Source organism: Streptomyces sp. AC602_WCS936 (assembly GCF_019049125.1).
Taxonomy (GTDB): Bacteria; Actinomycetota; Actinomycetes; order Streptomycetales; family Streptomycetaceae; genus Streptomyces.
Map to the genome: position 1 here is coordinate 1 of NZ_JAGMUF010000034.1, position 17,537 is coordinate 17,537.

Annotated in this window: 5 protein-coding genes; all 5 read right to left on the reverse strand. The window is 76.5% G+C overall.

Features of this window, described 5'->3' with window-relative positions; all coding sequences use genetic code 11:
* A partial coding sequence (locus tag KUM03_RS13205) for a non-ribosomal peptide synthetase (RefSeq protein ID WP_217247384.1) occupies nucleotides 1-7,939 on the reverse strand: 7,939 nt, incomplete at its 3' end.
* A gap of 21 nt (nucleotides 7,940-7,960) precedes the next feature.
* Nucleotides 7,961-14,677 carry an SDR family NAD(P)-dependent oxidoreductase gene (locus tag KUM03_RS13210; RefSeq protein WP_217247394.1) on the reverse strand — a complete coding sequence of 2,239 codons (6,717 nt, stop codon included), beginning with the start codon at nucleotides 14,675-14,677 and terminating at the stop codon, nucleotides 7,961-7,963.
* 60 nt (nucleotides 14,678-14,737) lie between these two features.
* Complete coding sequence (locus tag KUM03_RS13215) at nucleotides 14,738-15,511, reverse strand: polyketide synthase (protein ID WP_217247396.1); 774 nt, start codon at nucleotides 15,509-15,511, stop codon at nucleotides 14,738-14,740.
* Nucleotides 15,508-16,272, reverse strand: a complete 765-nt coding sequence (locus KUM03_RS13220) for an enoyl-CoA hydratase/isomerase family protein (protein ID WP_217247398.1) — start codon at nucleotides 16,270-16,272, stop codon at nucleotides 15,508-15,510. Before KUM03_RS13220 ends, KUM03_RS13215 begins: the two co-directional genes overlap by 4 nt.
* Nucleotides 16,269-17,522, reverse strand: a complete 1,254-nt coding sequence (locus KUM03_RS13225; protein WP_217247407.1) for a hydroxymethylglutaryl-CoA synthase family protein — start codon at nucleotides 17,520-17,522, stop codon at nucleotides 16,269-16,271. The genes KUM03_RS13220 and KUM03_RS13225 overlap by 4 nt, the downstream gene beginning before the upstream one ends.
* Between the last annotated feature and the right edge of the window lie 15 nt (nucleotides 17,523-17,537).

Sequence of the window (17,537 nt, forward strand, 5' to 3'; positions counted from 1 at the left end):
TGCCCGGTCCGGTGCCAGTGTCCACTCCGGTGCCAGTGCCCGGTCCGGGATCGGTGCCAGGGCCCAATCCGAGTCCGGCCCCAGGACCAGTGCCCGGTTCGGTGCCAGGGCCAGCGCCCGGTCCGGTGCCGGTGCCCACTCCGGTGCCAGTGCCCGGTCCGGGATCGGTGCCAGGGCCAGTGCCCGGTTCGGTGCCAGGGCCAGTGCCCGGTTCGGTGCCGGGGTCCGTGGTGGACCCGACGTCGGGTGCCGGGTCCGGGTTCGCGGCGGGGTCGAGGCCCCATACCTGACCCAGCCGTGCCGAGAGCCCGTCGCTCCGGTCCGCCGCGGGAGCGGCCTGCGCGGCGGCGACGGGCCGGAGGGCCGTGGACGCGGTCGAGGCCGGGGGTGCGGTCACCGTCCCACCCGTAGTCACCGGGGTCGCAGTCAGAGCCGAGGTCGGAGTCGCGGTCGCGGTCGGGAGCGGGAAGGAGACCCGGTTCAGTGGTGTGGGCGGCAGGGTGGCCCGGGAGGTGGCGACGGCGGGCCAGGCCACCTGCTCGCCGGCGAGCCAGGGCCCGGTCGGCGCCAGCTCCTCCCCCGGTGCGGAGCCTGCCAGTTCGGTGATGCCCGCGCCCTCCTGCCGGACGCGCCGCGCCAGCGTCCGCAGCCCGGCCGGCGCCGTGGCGCGCCCGGTCGTCAGGACGGCGCGGGCGGGGCGCTCCGTACGGCCCTCGCGCAGGGAGCGGGCCACCGCCCCCACGCCGAGGCCCGGGTCGCGTTCCCAGGCGTCGGCCAGGTTCTCGGCGAGCGCGGCCAGGTTCTCCGGCGTGTCCGCCGACAGCGGCAGCGCGCGCACCTCGTCGTCGGACGCGGCCGGCGCGGCGGCCGGCGGCTCCTCGACGACGAGGCTGCCGTACGAACCACCGCCGGCGAAGCCGTTGACCAGGACCGTCCGGGGACGGCCCGGCCCGGTGCGCCAGCGGTCCGCCTGCCGCCCCGCCAGGGCCACCGGCCCAGATGAGCGGGCGACGGCGGGGTTCACGGCGCCGGACAGGACCGTCGGATACACCTCGATGCGGCGGAACTGCGCGATGATCTTGCCCAACTGGGCGAAGACCGACGCGGCTTCCAGGTGCCCGGTGTTCGGCTTCACGGACCCCACCGGCACCGGCTCCCCCTCCCCGGCGTCGGCGGCGAACAGCCGGCCCAGAGCGGTGAACTCCAGGGCGTCGGCGAGGGCGGCGCCCGCCGCGGCGGCCTCCACGTAGCCGATGTCGGCGGGTGCCAGGCGGGCGTCGGCGAGGGCCGCGCGCATCGTCTGTTCCTGCCGTTGCGGGTCGGGAATGCCGAACTGCCGTGTGGTGCCGGAGTGCTGGAGCGCGCCGCCGCGCAGCACCGCGTGCACCGGGTCGCCGTCGGCCAGTGCCCGCTCCAGCGGCTTGAGCAGCACGGCCCCGACGCCCTCGCCGACCAGCCAGCCGCTCGCCCGGTCGGTGAAGGCGCAGGAGTCGGCGTCCTCGGCGACGAGCCCCATCTCGGACAGTACGTCGAGGTGGTCGGGGTGCAGCACGAGGTTGGCCGCGGCGGCGAGGGCGGCCGTGCAACGGCCGTCGGCGACGGCCCGGTAGGCGGCCTCGACGGCGGCGAGACCGGACACGCACCCGGTGTCGAGGAGCACGCTGGGCCCGGTCAGCCCGAACGCGTGCGAGGTGCGGTGGGCGAGGCCGCCGCGGGTGGCGTGCGTGCCCTCGTCGGGGCGCCCGCCGGCCCGGGCGGCGACCCCGTGGAGCGCGTGGTCGTGCCACATGGACCCGACGAACACCCCGACCGGTCCCTGCTCGGCCAGCCGTGCCGGGACGACGGCGGCGTCCTCGAAGCAGCGGCGGGCGACGGACAGCAGCAGCCGTTCCTGCGGGTCGACGGCCGGCCCCTCGGCGGGGTCGATGCCGAACTCCTCGGCCTCGGTGGCCAGGACCTCGTCGAGGTACCCGCCGACGGCGGCGCCGGCGCGCCGCGCGCGGGAGGGCAGCGGCGCCCACCGGTGCTCGGGCACGGGCCCGGTCGCGGTGCCGCCGCCGGCCAGCAGCGCGTCGAGTTCGTCCAGGGAGCGCGCGCCGGGCAGTTCGGCGGCGAACCCGACGACGGCGACGGCACCGCGACCCGCACCGGACCCAGTGTCGGCGCCGGTACCGCCGTCCGTCCCGGTACCGCCGTCCGTCCCGGTACCGCCGTCCGTCCCGGTGCCGACGGCTGCGCCGGTGCCGGCCCGCAGCGCCTCCCGGCGGGCCCTGGCGTCCGCGGTGAGCGCGCCGCCCCACAGCGACAGCAGCAGCTCCTGGTCGTCGGCGACGCCGAAGTCGGCGCGTACGGCGTCGAAGTCCATCTCGCCGACCGCGCACAGCCCCAGTCCCCGCTCGGGCGCCCCGGTGAGCAGCAGCTGGGCAATGTGACCGGCCTCGATGGTGGAGAAGCGGGCGGCGTTGCGCTCACCGTAGGCCGGGGCGATGGCCGCCGGGGTGGAGACGAGGAAGACACCGAAGGCGGACCCCTCCACGAGAGCCCGGTTGTGGAAGACGTGCAGGTCGGTGCCGTAGCGGGCGTCGGGCGCGAGGGCGATCAGGGCCCGCTCGGCGGGGTGCAGGTAGTACAGGCCGGGGTCGGTGCCGGCCACGGCGCCGGGCGCGAGGTACACGTACACCTGGACCGGGTAGAAGCCGCCGCCGGAGGGGTAGCGACGCTTGGCCCGGCCGTCGAGGTCGCCCCAGGTGACGGTGGCGAGCAGGTCGAGCAGGTCCCCGGCGGGGACCGGTTCGCCGGCGAAGTCCCGGAAGGACGACGCGTCGAACAGGGCGAGGGTCTCGGCGGGGCCGGAGGGGGGCACGGGCAGCCGCGGCGACGACGCGGGCAGCGGACGCTCGGCGATCCTGGCCTCCTTGAAGGCGGCCTTGGCCGCCGGGTCGAGGGCGATCCGCACGTCCGTCCCCGCGGTGGCCGACGGCGCGGGGTCTGGACCGCCCGGAGCCGCCGCGACGGTGGCGGGGGCGAGGCTGTCCGCGACGGCGCGGGCCGTGGGGCTCTGGATGAGCACGTCGACGGGGACCTGCCGGCCGGTGGCCGACTCGATCTCCTGGGCGAGCCGGATCATGCTGAACGAGGTCGCGCCCAGGTCGAACAGGTCGGCGTCCGGGTCGACGTCGGGCAGGTTCAGCACGGCCGCGGCCGTACGGGCCACGTCCTCGGCGGTCAGCCGCGCGGCGTCGGTCCCGGCGGCGGCCGGTCCCGCGGCCGGAGCGGCGTCCGCGAGGGCGGCGGCGGTCAGCGCGGCGACCGTCGGCCCGCTGATCAGCACGTCGACCGGCAGCGCGGTCCCGGTGATCCGCTCGATCTCCTGGGCGAGCCGGATCATGCTGAACGAGGTCGCGCCCAGGTCGAACAGGTCGGCGTCCGGGTCGATCCCGTCGGCGTCGCTCACCCCGAGCACCTCGGCGACCGCGGCGCGGATCCCGGCGGCCTCGCCGCCCGCCGCGCTCGTGGCGGGCACGGCGGGCGGCGCCGGATCGGCACCCGGGACGTCCGCGGCGGCACCGGCGTCCGGGGCCCCCGGCGCACCCGAGGTGGCCGCGGCCGCTCGGGGGCCCGCTTCGGGGACCGCGTCCAGGAGCCGGGCGGCCGCCTCGCGGTCCAGCTTGCCGTTGGTCGTCAGCGGCAGCCGGTCCACGCAACGGAACCGGCTCGGGATCAGGTACGGCGGCAGCACCTCGGCGAGGGCCCGGCGCAGCTCCCCGGCGCTCGGGGCGCGGCCGGGCGTGCGGGCCACGCAGACCGCGGCCAGCGCCTGTTCCCCGGACGCCTCCTCACGTACCGGGAGCACCCTGGCCTCGGCGACGGCGGGCAGTCCGGTGAGCGCGGCCTCGATCTCCTCGGGCTCGATGCGCAGCCCGCGCAGCTTGAACTGCCCGTCGATGCGGCCGAGGTAGCGGATCTCGCCGTCGTCGGCGAGCAGCCCGAGGTCGCCCGTGCGGTACAGCCGCGGGGAGGGTTCCAGCTCCGGGAACGGCGACGGGACGAATCGCTCGGCGGTCAGCTCGGGGCGCCCGTGGTAGCCGAGGGCCACCTGCCGGCCGCCGATGACGATCTCGCCGGGCGTGCCGGGCCGCACCGGCCGCATCCGCTCGTCGACGAGGTGGACGCGGGTGTGGGCGACGGGCCGGCCGATCGGCACCGTCGGCTCGTCCCAGTCGGGGCGGCAGGCCCAGTGCGTGACGTCGACGGCGGCCTCGGTCGGTCCGTAGAGGTTGTGCAGTTCGGGCGCGCCCGCACCGGTGCCGTACACCTCGTAGAAGTGCCGCATGGTCGCGACGGGCAGGGCCTCGCCGCTGACGAAGACGTACCGCAGCGCGGCGCGGGCGGCGGCCTGCGGGTGGCGCAGGAACATGCCGAGGACGGACGGCACGAAGTGGGTGACCGTCACCGACTCCTCGCGCAGCAGCCGCGCCAGGTAGGCGGGGTCGGTGTGGCCGCCGGGCCGGGCCACGACGATCGAGGCGCCGGCCACGATCGGCCAGAAGAACTCCCACACCGAGACGTCGAAACCGTACGGCGTCTTCTGCGCGACCCGGTCGGCCGGGCCGAGGGGGAAGCGTTCCTGCATCCAGAGCAGGCGGTTGGCCACGCCCTGCTGGGTGTTGCGGCAGCCCTTGGGCTTCCCGGTCGTGCCGGAGGTGTAGATCGTGTAGGCGGGGTCGTCGGGGCCGGGGGTCACGGCGGGCGGGGTCGCCGGGTACGCCGCGAGCGCGCGCCGGTCCTCGGCCCGGCCGGGGCAGACCACGACCGCGCCCGCCTCGGCGGGTACGGCGGCACGGGCCTCGTCGGCGACGACGACCCGGGCGCCGCTGTCCCGGAGCAGGTAGCGGACCCGCTCGGGCGGGTTGGCGGGGTCGACCGGGACGTAGACGGCGCCGGCCCGCACGATCCCGACGAGCGCGGTGACGAGGTCCTCGGAACGGTCCATGTGCACGGCGACGTGGTCCCCGGCCCGGACGCCGAGGGCGTGCAGGTGGCGGGCGAGCCGGGCGGTGCGGTCGGCGAGTTCGCGGTAGGTGACGGTGTGTCCGCCGAACCGTACGGCGGGGTGCTCGTCGCGGCCGGTGAGTCCCGCCTCGACCAGCTCCACCAGGGTCACCGGCGCCCGGCCGGCGGCCGCGGGGTTCCCGGGGCCCTCGGTGTCCTCGGCGGCCTCCGTGGCCTCCGTGGCCTCCGTGGCCTCGGTGTCGACGTGACCGTCGGCGAGGGCACGCGCGTCCAGGGCGGGGCGGGGTGCCGCGACCGGCGAGGGCTCGTCGCCGGCCAGGAACTCCCGCACCCGGCGGGCGTAACGGTCGAACATCGCCTCCATGCGGGCGGGGCCCAGCGCGCCGTCGGCGGCGTCCCACTGGCCCATCAGGTCGTCGCCGACCAGCAGCGGCACGTGGTCGAGGGCGACCTGCGCGGTCTGCGACTGGCTGGTGCGCAGCCGTACCCCCTGCGGGTGCAGCGCCGGGTCGATCTCGGGGACGCGGGTGAACACCACGGGCAGCCGCAGCGCACCGCCGGAGCGGAAGACGCGGGTGCGCAGTTCGCCGAGGCCCGGGCACCGTTCGTGGCGTTCGAGGTCGGCGCGGACCCTGGCCCACAGCTCGCGGGCACGGTCGGCGAAGGACACCGGCAGGGTGTCGTCGACGACGACCCAGGCGAGCCGGGTGAAGTCGGCGACCATGCCGGCGGCGCCGGGCAGGGTGGCGGGCCGGTCCCAGGAGACGACCGTCACGGTGAACGGGCCCCGGGGGCCGAACTCGGCGCGCAGTTCGTCGGTGTAGGCGGTGAGCAGCACGATGTCGGCGGGGACGCCGAGGGCGGCGGCGCGCTCGGTCAGCCGGCGCCAGGAGCCGAGCGGGGCCGCACGGTGCCTGCGCGCCGCACCGGCGGCCGGTTCGGGCAGGTCGGGTCCCGGCGGAAGCGCGGCGAACTTCTGCCGCCAGGCGGCGCGAGCACGTGCGTGCTCCTCCGCGTCCTCCGTCCGCCGTCCGGCGAGGGCGCGCAGGTGGGGCACGGGGTCGGCGGGCGCGGTGAGCACCGAGTCGTCGCCGTCGTGCAGGGCGAACAGCTGGCCGAACAGCAGCGCGAAGCTGCGGGCGTCGGCGAGGAGGGCGTCGAGGACGACGTGCAGCACGGCGGTGCCGTCGGGCAGCGTGCTCCCCTCCAGCGCGTACATCGGGCGGCTGCCGAGCGGGAAGGTGCCCGCGCGCAACCGCTCGGCGACCGCGCCGAGTTCCGCCTCGGGGTCGGGTGCCGCGGTCAGGTCGTGACGGGCGATGCGGTACGGCGGCGTGTCCGCCCCCGCGGCGACGGTGAGGGTGCCGTCCTCGTGCACGGCCGCCCGCAGCATCGGGTGGTGCGCCACGAGCCGGTTCCAGCACCGCTCCAGGCGGTCGAGATCGTGCCGCTGGAGCAGGAACTCCTGGTAGACGCGGGTCTCGGCGGCGCCGCCGAGGCCGCCCATGCGGCCGACGAGGTAGGCGGACTGCACCTCGGTGAGCGGCACGGGGGTGAGCGGCACGGGCCGGTCGTCGGGCTCCGGCCGGTCGAGGGTGCCGTCGAGGGCGTCGGCCCCGTCCCGCGCGAGGTGCTCCAGCGCGTCCCGCAGCGTCTCGAAGGCGGCCTCGGTGCGGGCGGTGTCGAGCACGGTCGGCGCGTAGTCCCAGGACAGCAGGAGGGCACCGGCCCGCTCCTGGACGCAGGCTTCCAGGTGGACGCCCGAGGTGAGGGTGGCCGAGGCCGACAGGTCCACGTGGGCGGCCCAGTTGGCGGGGTCGTCGGCGGCGGCGCCGGAGACCGCGGTGAGGCTGCCGAGCAGGCTGGTGAAGACGACGGGAACGGCGCGTCCCCGGCGCCCGCCGGCGGCCCTGGCGTGCTCGCGCAGGGCGCGCACCCCGCTGACCGCCGCGTGCTCCAGGTCCTGCCACAGCCGGGCGCGCACCTGGTCGAGACGGGCGCGCAGGGTGCCCGCGGGCGGCGGGGCGACGAACACGGACGTCGAGATGAACGGGCCGACCAGCCGGGCCACCTCGGGGTGCACCGGCCGCCGGTTGTACGTCGTGAGGACCACCGGCAGCGGCTCACGGCCGGTGCCCTGCACCGCGGCGGTGCACAGCGCGAGCAGCAGCGCGGTCGGCGTGGCCCTGGCCTCCTTGGCCACCGCCTTCACGCGCTGCCAGCGCTCCTCGTCCAGGCGCAGCGTCAGCCGCCGGTGCGCGGGGGTGTCCGGATCGGCGGTCCCGGTCCCGGCCGCCAGCGGCAGCGGACGTTCCAGGTCGGCACCGGCCAGCTGCTCCCGCCAGTAGGCCAGGGACGCCTCGGGCACCTCGGCGGTGGCCGCGGCCGCGGCGTACTCGCGGAAGGTGATGCCGGGCGACCGGGGCGCGGTGCCGTGCGCGTAGGCGGCGTACCACTGCTGGAGCAGCAGCGAGACGCTGGGGCCGTCGGCGATGAGCTCGTCCACGGTGAACAGCACGCGGGCCCGTCCGCCGGGCAGCTGCGCGACGCGCACCGCGAACAGCGGCCAGCGGTGCGGGTCGAAGCCGCTCAGCGCCTCCTGGCGCAGCCGGGCGAGCCCGGCCTCGGCCTCGGCCGGCGTCGCGTCCGTCAGGTCGGCGCGTACGACGGCGTAGTGCGGCACGTCCGGGAGCACCGCCTGGCTGCCGTCGGGCAGCAGGCGGGCGCGCAGCATGCCGGTGGCGGCGACGACGTCGTTCCAGGCGGCCTCCGCCCGGTCGGTGTCCAGTCCGTCGGCGTCGAACTCGAGGTGGATCTGCGTTCCCGCGCCGGTACCGCCCCCGAGCGCGCGGCCGACGTAGAACGATTCCTGTACTTCGGTGAGCGCGAACGGCTCGTACCGGGCGGCGGGGTCGGTCTGCGGCATGGCTGGGATCTCCGGTTCCCTCTACAGGGCGGGCAGAGCGGACAGGTGGGCGACGAGTTCGTCGACGGTGGATTCGCTGAGCTGCTGCAGCGGCAGGGTTTCGCCGAACCGCTCGGTGATCTCGAACCGGAGGTTCATCGCTCCGATGGAGTCCACGCCCAGCTCGACGAGGGTGCGGCCGGTGTCGATGGCGTCGCCCGCACCGGGTGCCGCGGCCAGTTCGCCGATGAACTCCACGAGTCGGCGCACCCGTTCGTCGGCGGGGGCGGCCACCGGCTCCGGCTCGGGCGCGAGCACGGGGGCGGGGGCGGGGGCAACCGGAGGCACCGGGGCGGGGGCGCCGGTGCGGTCGGTGGCGTCGGTCTCCGGGAGCCAGTGTCGGGTGCGCAGGAACGGAGTGGGCGGCAGCGGCACCACCGCCGCCGTACCGGTGTCGGGGGCGTGGCGGTCGACCTGCCACCCGGCCGCCCACAGGTCGGCCAGCTGCTCCAGGCGGCCCGTCCGCCACAGCGTGTCCAGGAGGTCGTCGGTCTCCGGTGCCTGCTCCCGGCCGGCCTCGACCGTGCCCGCGCGCAGCGTGCCGGTGGCTCGGCCGTCCCGGGCGAAGCGGTCCAGCTCGACGGCGAGGTCGTCCGTGCCGGCCACGACGGCGGCGAGCCGGGCGGGGCCCGCGGCCCGTCCGGTGCGCAGTGTCCGGGCGACGGCGGCCAGGGGTGTGCCGCGGCCCGGCCCGGTGAGCCATTCGGCCAGGCGCCCGGCGAACGCGGTGAGATGGCCGGAGGTGGGCGCGGAGATCAGGACGAGCTGACGGCCGTCCGGCTCCGCGGTGCGGGCGTCCGGCTCCTGGGGGAGGTACTCCTCCAGGATCACGTGGGCGTTGACCCCGCCCGCCCCAAAGGAGCTGACACCGGCCCGCCGGGGCAGTTCCCGCCCCGAGGCGTCCCTCAACCGGGGCCAGGGCGCCGCCTCGTGCTGCAGGCGGAAGCGGGAACCGGCCAGGTCGAGCCCGGGGTTGGCGGGGTCGGCGTGCAGGGTCGGCGCGAGCGTGCCGTGCCGCAGTTGCAGCAGGACCTTGGTGACGGCCGCGATGCCCGCGGCCGACTCCCCGTGCCCGATCGCGGACTTGACCGAGCCGAGCGAGCACGGCACCGTGGCGGCCCCCTGGCCGTAGGTCTCGTTCAGGGCCGCGACCTCGACGGGGTCGCCCAGTTCCGTGCCGGTGCCGTGCGCCTCGACGACGTTGACGGTGGCCGGGTCCACGCCGCCGCGGCGCAGCGCCTGGCGCAGCACACGGGCCTGGGCGCGCGGGCTGGGGGCGGTGAAGCCGTTGGTACGGCCACCGTGGGCGACGGCGGTCGCGCGAATGAGGGCGTGCACGGTGTCACCGTCCGCGAGGGCCCTTGAGAAACGCTTGACCACCAGTGCGCCGGCGCCCTCGCCCGGCCCGAACCCCGCTCCGCCGGTGCCGAAGCTGCGGCATCGGCCGTCCTCGGCGAGGAAACCGGAGCGGCGCAGCATCCGGAACCGGGAGGGGTGGAGGTACAGGTTCACGCCGCCGGCCAGCGCCGCGGCGCACTCGCCGCGGCGCAGCGCCTCCACGGCCAGGTGCAGGGCGACCAGGGAGGACGAGCAGGCGGTGTCGACGGGCTGGCTGGGCCCGCGCAGGTCGAGCAGGTACGACAGGCGGTTGGGCGGCGACCAGTGGTGGCCGGAGGGCATGTCCCGCTCTCCGGCCGCCCAGCGTTCCGCACCGAGCAGCGGGTAGTCGGCGGAGGTGATCCCGGCGAACACCCCGACGCTGCGGGCCTCGCCGTCGGCCGCGGTGAGCGCGTCGAGGCGGGCGCCGGTCAGTCCGGCGTCCTCCAGGGCCTCCCAGGCGATCTCGAGGAACAGCCGTTCCTGGGGGTCGACGAACGCGGCCTCGTGGGCGGACAGGCCGAAGAAGACGGGGTCGAAGGCGTCCACGCGGTCCAGGAAGTGGCCCCTCGCGGACACGCCGCCGCTGTCGCTCCACCGGTCGGTGGGCAGGTCGCCGACGGTGTCCTTGCCGACCAGGAGGTTGTCCCAGAAGGCGTCGAGGCCGTCGGCGCCCGGGTAGCGTCCGCTGATGCCGACGACGGCGAACACGTCGTCGTCCGGGTCCGCGGGCCCGGTCACGGGGGTGGTCTCCAGGACGGCCGTGGGGGCGGCCGTGGGTGTCTCGTCGCCGCCGGTGGTGGTGGCCGGCGTCGGGGTCAGCCGGCGCAGGTGGTCGGCGAGTTCGGCGAGGTCGCGCAGGCCGAAGAGCATCTCGGGGCCGATGGGCGCGATCCGGCCGCTCAGCTTCGAGGCGAGGGTGCGGATCATCACGGAGTCCAGGCCCAGGGCCTCCAGCGACGTGCCGGGTCCTATGGCGGACCGGTCGTGGCCGAGGGTGTCGGCGACGGTACGGCAGACCAGGTCGAGCAGGTCGGCGTCGGCGGCCTGCGGCGCTGCCCCGGCCCCGGCCCCGGCCCCGGGCAGGGCACGGCCGGTGGGGGCGCCGGTGGCGTCCGCGTCCCGCGCGGGCAGCAGGCCGAGACCGGCGAGGTGCTGCCGCCAGGCGTCGGCCCGGCCGTGGAAGACGGAGACGACGTCGGGACCGCCGGTGCCCAGCAGGCGGCACAGCGCGGTGAGTCCGGGCCCGGCGGGCAGCGGGACCATGCCGACGCGTTCCTCGACCACCTGGCGGACCGGCTCGGGGATGGTCATGCCGGGCACGTCCCACAGCGGCCACTGCACCGACAGGGTGCGCCCGTGCCGCTCTCCCGCCGCGACGCGGGCGGCGCGGCGCTCGGCGAAGCCGTCCAGCACGCCGTTGGCGTAGGCGTAGTCGCACTGGCCGATGTTGCCGGTGACGGCGGCGACCGAGGAGAAGAGTACGAAGACGTCGAGCGGGAGCCGGGCGGTGGCCTCGTCCAGGGCGGTGGTGCCGGTGACCTTCGGGGCGAGGACGCCGGCCATGCCGTCGGCGGTCTTGCGCAGCAGGTAGGCGTCCTCGACGGTCCCGGCCGCGTGGAAGACGCCGTGCAGGGCGCCCTCGTGGCCGAGAACGTCGCGGACGAGGGCCTGCGCGCCGCCGGGGGCCGCCACGTCGGCGCGGACGTAGCGCAGACGGCCGGAGCCGTCCGCCGGGGGACGCGAGGCGGCGTCGAGGTCCTCGGCGGGGGTGCGGCCGCAGGTGACGACGCGGACGCCGGGGTGCCGGAGCAGGTCCCGGGCCAGGGCCAGACCGATGCCGCCCATTCCGCCGGTGACCAGGTAGACCCCGTCCGGGCGGGGCGCGAAGCCGGTGGCGGGCGGGGCGGCGGGGCGCAGCACCCTGCGGGTGCGCCGGGTGCCGCGCAGGTCGGCGAGGTGCCCGTACTCCGCCTCGGGCGCGGCCAGTTCCGCCCGGATGCGCGGCGCGGCCGCGGGGCCGTCGTCGGTGACGAGCAGGGCCCGGCCCGTCAGGCGCGGGTTCTCCTGGCGCAGCGTCTGCACCAGGGCGCGGGCGGCGTCGGCGCGCTGCGGGTCGGCGGTGACGGCGATCAGGGTCAGCGGCTGGGTGCGGTGGGCGGCGAGGACCCGCCGCGCGGCGTCCAGGGCGGCCACGTCGTCGCCGGTCAGCCGCAGCACGAGGGCGGCGGCCACCGGCTGCGGTCCGGCGGCGGCCCGGTCCGGCGCGGTGCCGCCGAGGGCGGCGGTGAGGTCGCCGTGCGCGTCGTGCACGTACAGCACGGCGCCGGTGCCGGGCTCGCGCGGTGGCAGGGGGCACTCCTCCCAGCCGGGTGTGTACAGCACCAGGCCGTCGAGCCGGTCGCCGACCGGGCCGTGGGCGGCGACCGGGCTCTGCGCAGTGTCCGCCGGCCCGCGGGCAGCGTCCGCCGGGCTCTGGGCAACGTCCGCCGGCCCGCGGGCAGCGTCCGCCGCCCTGTCGACCATGTCCGCCGGTCCGCGCGCGACGTCGCCCGGGTTCTGGGTCACGTCCGCCGGCCCGCGGGCAGCGTCCGCCGCCCTGTCGACCATGTCCGCCGGTCCGCGCGCGGCGTCGCCCGGGTTCTGGGTCACGTCCGCCAGTCCGCGGGCGGCAACGCCACCCGATCCGTAGCCAGCGCCCGCCAAGACGTGGGCAACGTCCGCCGGGCTCTGGGCAACGTCGGCCAGTCCGCGGGCAGCGTCCGCCGCCCTGTGGCCAATGTCCGCCGGTCCGCGCGCGGCGTCGCCCGGGTTCTGGGTCACGTCCGCCAATCCGCGGGCGGCAACGCCACCCGGTCCGTGGCCGGCGCCCGCCAAGACGTGGGCAACGTCCGCCGGGCTCTGGGCACCGCCCACCGGCCCGCGGGCAACGTCACCCGAACCGCGGACAGCGTCCACCAGCCCATGCGCAGCGTCCCCCACGCTCTGGGCAACGTCGGCCAGAGGGACGACGTAGTGCCGGTCGGGGACGAAGGCGTAACCGGGGGCGGGGACGCGGCGGTGGCGGGCGGGTGGGCTGACTCGGGTCCAGTCGACGGGCAGGCCGGCCGTGTAGCGCCGGGCCACCTCGCGCAGGGCGGACGGGTCGCCGTCGGCGGCCCGGGCCCAGACGGTGTCGGGACCGACGGACGCCGGGGCCGGGCCGTCCGGTGCGGTGACGGTGCGCTCGTCGGGGGCGCCGGCCGTCAGCCGGTCCAGGGAGGCGAGGAGTTCGGCGCGGTCGGCGGCCAGGAACACGGCCCGGTGACGGTGGTGGTCGCGGGCGCAGGCCAGGGTGTGGGCGAGGTCGGTGAGGGTGACGCCGGCACCGGCCGGTGAGCGCAGCCAGCGGGCGAGTTCGGCAGCCCGGCCGGTGACGGCCTCGGGCCGGTGACCGGACAGCGGGACGAGCACCGGGGCGCCGGGGTCCGCCGCCGGGGACGCCGGGAGCGGCGGTGCCTCCTCCACGACGACGTAGGCGTTGGTGCCGCTGAACCCGAAGGAGCTGACCGAGGCACGACGGGGCCGCCCGTCCGTGCCGGGCAGCCGGCGGGGCTCGGTGGCGACGGTGAACGGGCCCTCGTCGAAGGGGATGCGCGGATTGAGGGCGGTGCAGTGCAGCGAGGGCGGCACCTGGCCGGTGCGCACCACGCCGACGGCCTTGAGCAGGCCGGCCAGCCCCGCGGCGGCCGAGGTGTGTCCGACGTTGCCCTTGACCGAGCCGATCGGGACGCTGCCCGCGGGCCGGGCGGCCGGGGCGAAGACCTCGTTGAGCGCGGTGACCTCGATGGGGTCGCCGAGCGGGGTGCCGGTGCCGTGGCACTCGACGTAGTCGATGCCGGACGGATCGAGGCCGAAGCGGTCCAGGGTGGCGGTGATCAGCCGGGCCTGGGAGAGGGCGCTGGGCGCGGTGATGCCGTTGGTGCGGCCGTCCTGGCCGATGCCGGAGGCGCGCAGCACGGCGTGCACGGGGTCGCCGTCGGCCAGGGCCTTGCTCAGCGGCTTGAGGACGACGACGGCGCAGCCCTCGCCGGGAACGATGCCGTCGGCGGCGGCGTCGAAGGGGCGGCAGCGGCCGGTCGGCGAGAGCATGCCCGCGCGGCTCATGAACACGTGCGGCAGCTCGGTGAGGTAGAGGGTGACGCCCCCGACGAGCATCATGTCGGCCTCACCGAGCCACAGGGCCTGGCAGGCCTGGTGCAGGGCGACCAGGGAGGACGAGCAGGCTGTGTCGACGGTGACGGCGGGGCCCTTGAGGTCGAGGTGGTAGGCGATGCGGGCGGCGAGCAGGGAGTTGGAGTTGCCCTGCATCACCTGGGCGAGCCGGGCGTGCTCGCTCTCGCGTTCGATGAGGTCCTGGTAGTCGTTCATCATGACGCCCGCGTAGACCCCGCAGCGGGCACCGGCGAGGGCCCCGGTGCGCTGCCCGGCGTGTTCCAGCGCACGCCAGGCCTCCTGGAGGAACAGCCGGGCCTGCGGGTCCATGAGCTCGGCCTCGCGCGGGGGCATCCGGAAGAAGTCGGCGTCGAAGAGGTCGGCCCCCTCCACGAAGGCGCCCCACTTGCTGACCGACTTCCCCTCGGCCTCGGGGTCGGGGTCGTAGTGCTCGGCGATCCGCCAGCGGTCGGCGGGGACCTCCGTCACGAGGTCGTCGCCGTCCAGCAGCCGCTGCCAGAAGGTGTCGGCGTCCGCGGCCCCGGGGAAACGTGCGCTGTACCCGACGACGGCCACGGGCTCGGGCTCGGACACGTCCGGTCGCGGCCCTGTGCCGCCGCGCGCCCGTGCTTCCCCGCCGGTACCGCCGGTCACGGCCCGTTCCCCACGGACGGGACCGCCCGCGTCGGCCCATAGTCCGCCCACGGAACCAGCCGCCACGCCCTCTTCCGCGCCCACGGAACCAGCCGCCGGGCCCTCTTCCGCGCCCGCGGAACCGCGCACCGCCCCGTCCGCCGACCGCCCCGGACCTGCCTGCCCCGCCGCCAGCAACAGTGCCGCGGCCCGTTCCCGCGACACCAGGCCCGCGGGCGTCGCCCCGGCGACAGGGCCCGCCGCAGACGCGTCGCCGGCCGAACCCTCAAGGCCTTCGGCCGGTGCTCCGGCGGCCGGAGCCTGGGCCCGCCGCGCGGTGTCGCCGGGCGAGGCGGCAGGCGCGGCAGGCGCGGCAGGCGCGGCGGGAGCCGTCGCCGCACCCGCCGCGGCCCGGAGCAGGGCGGCGGCGGACGCGGCGTCCAGGCTGCCGGTCTTCACGCGGGTCAGGATCTCTTTGGCGTCCATGGGTTCCATCGGGGTCCTCGTGCGGTCCTCGTGCGGGGGCGGGCGGCGGATGGTCGTCAGGAGGTCGGGTCAGGCCGGGCCACGGGGTTCGCCGTAGTCGGCGACGATGCGCTCCAGGACCTCGGGCAGGCGGAACGAGGTGCGGTGCAGAGCCGCCTCGCGGGCCACCGCCGCCCCCGTGTCGGCGAGCAGCGGCGCCGCCAGCTCGCGCTTGAGCAGTTCCAGCGAGGCCCGCGGCGCCCCGCTGACGGAGCGGGCCAGTTCCCGCGCGGTGGCGGGCACGTCGGCGTGCCGCACGACCCGCACCGGCGCGCCCCGCTCCCGCAGTTCGGCACCCCGGTAGTTGCGGGCGGAGAACAGCATCTCGGTGCCGAGTTCGCGGCCGAAGCGCACCGGGAACAGATGCGTGGCCCCCATCCCGGGGGTGAAGCCGTACCGCATGAAGTTGCCGGCGTACAGGGACCGTTCGCTGAACACGGCGAAGTCCGCGTACAGCGCGAGCACCAGGCCGCCGCCGATGGCGTGCCCCTGCACGGAGGCGATCACCGGCAGGGGGCAGCGGGCGAACACCCGGAAGAAGTCGTCGGTGTCGAAACTCCCGTTGCCCTGCGCGAAGTTGACCAGCTCGCGCTGGGTCCCGCCGGCGCAGAACAGCTCCGGACGGCCTTCGACGAGGACCGCCCGGGTGCGCGGGTCGGCGGCGGCCGACTCGACGGAGTCGACCAGGCCCGAGGTCAGTCCCGGCGAGAAGGTGTTGCGTCCGTCGGGGTCGTCCATGGTGACGACGGCGACGGCCCCCTCCCAGGACAGACGGACGACGGACTCGGCGGCGGGTGCGGTCATGCGGCACGCTCCGGGGCGGGGATCCGGCCCAGCAGCGGCTGGACGGCGGGGTCGGTGAGGCGGTCGAGGAACGTGCGGCCGGCGTCCCGGCCCAGGTGGGGGTCGCGGGGGAAAAGCCGGGTCCGGTACGCCTTGAGCGCTCCGGCGGTGGACCGGTCGACCCGGCTGAGGGCCACCAGGGCGCGGCGCAGCGCCTGTGCCGGGGCGTCGGCGACCAGGTCCGCCAGGCCCGCCGCGACCGCCGCGCCGGCGTCGAGGTCCTCGGCGAGCAGGGTGGCGGTGAACGCCCGCTGTTCGCCGGTCCTGCGGGCGACGAAGGGCAGGGCCATGGCGGGGACCAGGCCGACGAGCGCCTCGGTCAGGCGGAACCGGGCGCCGGGCCCGGCGAGCACCAGGTCGCAGGCGGCGGCCAGCCCGACGCCGCCGGCGGTGGCCCGGCCCTCGACGAGCGCGACGGTGACGACGGGGGTCCGGGTGAGCCGGTCGAGCAGCGTCCAGTACGGCAGCTCGGCCGGCGCGTCGGGCTCCGGCGCCCGCACCGGGGCCGACAGGTCGGTGCCCGCGCAGAAGTCCTCGCCGCGGGCGGACAGCACCAGGACCCGGCAGCCGGGGTCGGCCTCCGCCGCGTCGACGGCGGCGTGCAGCCCGTCCAGCAGGTCCGGCGTGATGGCGTTGCGCCGCCCGGGCGCGTCCAGCAGGGCGTGCAGCACCCCGCGCGAGCGGCTCAGCGTCACGGGGGCGGCGGCCGGGGCGTCGGTCATCGCGCGGCACCTCCGTCGAGCCACACGTACTCGCGGTGGTAGTCGCGTACGGCCTCGAGGACGAGGCGGCGTCCACCGGTGAAGCGCTCCTTGGTGATCTGCGGGAACCGGTCGAGGTCGAAGGTGAAGTCTCGGTCACCGAACTTCAGCTCGGCGGTGGCGGCGAGGAGTTCGTCGTACTCCTGCATGCTCAGCCGGTAGCGCGCGTCGAGCGCTTCGCGGATGCCCATGGCGCGCACCGCGCGCTGGGAGTCGGGGGTGACGACGGCGCTGTAGAACTCCGAGGCGCAGCCGGAGCCGTAGGAGAAGACGCCGATGCGCCGTTCGCGGTCGATGACGGCGTTGTCGAGGGTGGAGGCGAGGGCGAGGAAGACGGTGCCGGCGTAGATGTTGCCCACCTGCTGCGGGTACTGGACGGCGGCGCCGAGGCGGGTGGTGAAGTCGTCCTCGACGGCCTGCGGCGAGATCCCCCGGCGCAGCTTGCGCAGCGCGGCCCGGTGGGCGCCCTTGACCATTCCGGGGAACGGGGTGTGCATGGCGAGCAGGTCGAAGGTGTCGACGAAGTCGGCGCCCTCCACCTTGCGCGCGTAGTCGGCGAAGGAGCCCTTGAGGCATTCGATGTACGTCAGCAGGGACAGGTCGGTGTCGCCGGCCTCCCGCTCTGGGTCGGGACGGCAGGTGTCCATCACCTCGTAGCTGTGGAAGCCGTTGGCACCGTGGTCGAACGCGGCGACCAGCGGGCGGTCGGAGACCAGCATGGCCATCGCGCCCGCGCCCTGGCTGGGCTCGACGTAGGTGTGCGGCACGGGCCGGGCCACGTCGCTGCTGATGACCAGTGCCTTGCTGCCCTCGAAGGGGCTGGCGGCGACGACGGCCGCGGCCATCTGCAGGGCGGCGGTGCCGCTGTAGCAGGCCTGCTTGGTCTCGAACAGGCGGCAGCTGCGCGGCAGGCCCAGGTGGTCGTGGACGTAGGTGGCCAGCGACTTGCCGAAGTCGACGCCGGACTCGGTGCCGACGATCAGCAACTCGATGGAGGCGCGCTCCTCCTCGGTGAGGGCGTCCACGATCGGTTTGGCCGCGTTCACGGCGAAGGACACCGCGTCCTCGCAGTGCAGCGCGACGCTCTTGCGCGCCATCATCAGGTTGCCGATCCGGCTGTCGTCGAGGCCGCGGGCCGCGAACAGCGTGGGGACGTCGACATAGGTCTCGCCGCAGTACGCGTTGATGGCTTCGATGCCGACCTGCTTCATGGTCTTCTCCGTAAC

Coding starts and splice junctions, on each gene's coding strand:
- KUM03_RS13210 (WP_217247394.1), bottom strand. CDS start 14,677: ATGGAACCCATGGACGCCAAAGAGATCCTGACCCGCGTGAAGACCGGC.
- KUM03_RS13215 (WP_217247396.1), bottom strand. CDS start 15,511: ATGACCGCACCCGCCGCCGAGTCCGTCGTCCGTCTGTCCTGGGAGGGG.
- KUM03_RS13220 (WP_217247398.1), bottom strand. CDS start 16,272: ATGACCGACGCCCCGGCCGCCGCCCCCGTGACGCTGAGCCGCTCGCGC.
- KUM03_RS13225 (WP_217247407.1), bottom strand. CDS start 17,522: ATGAAGCAGGTCGGCATCGAAGCCATCAACGCGTACTGCGGCGAGACC.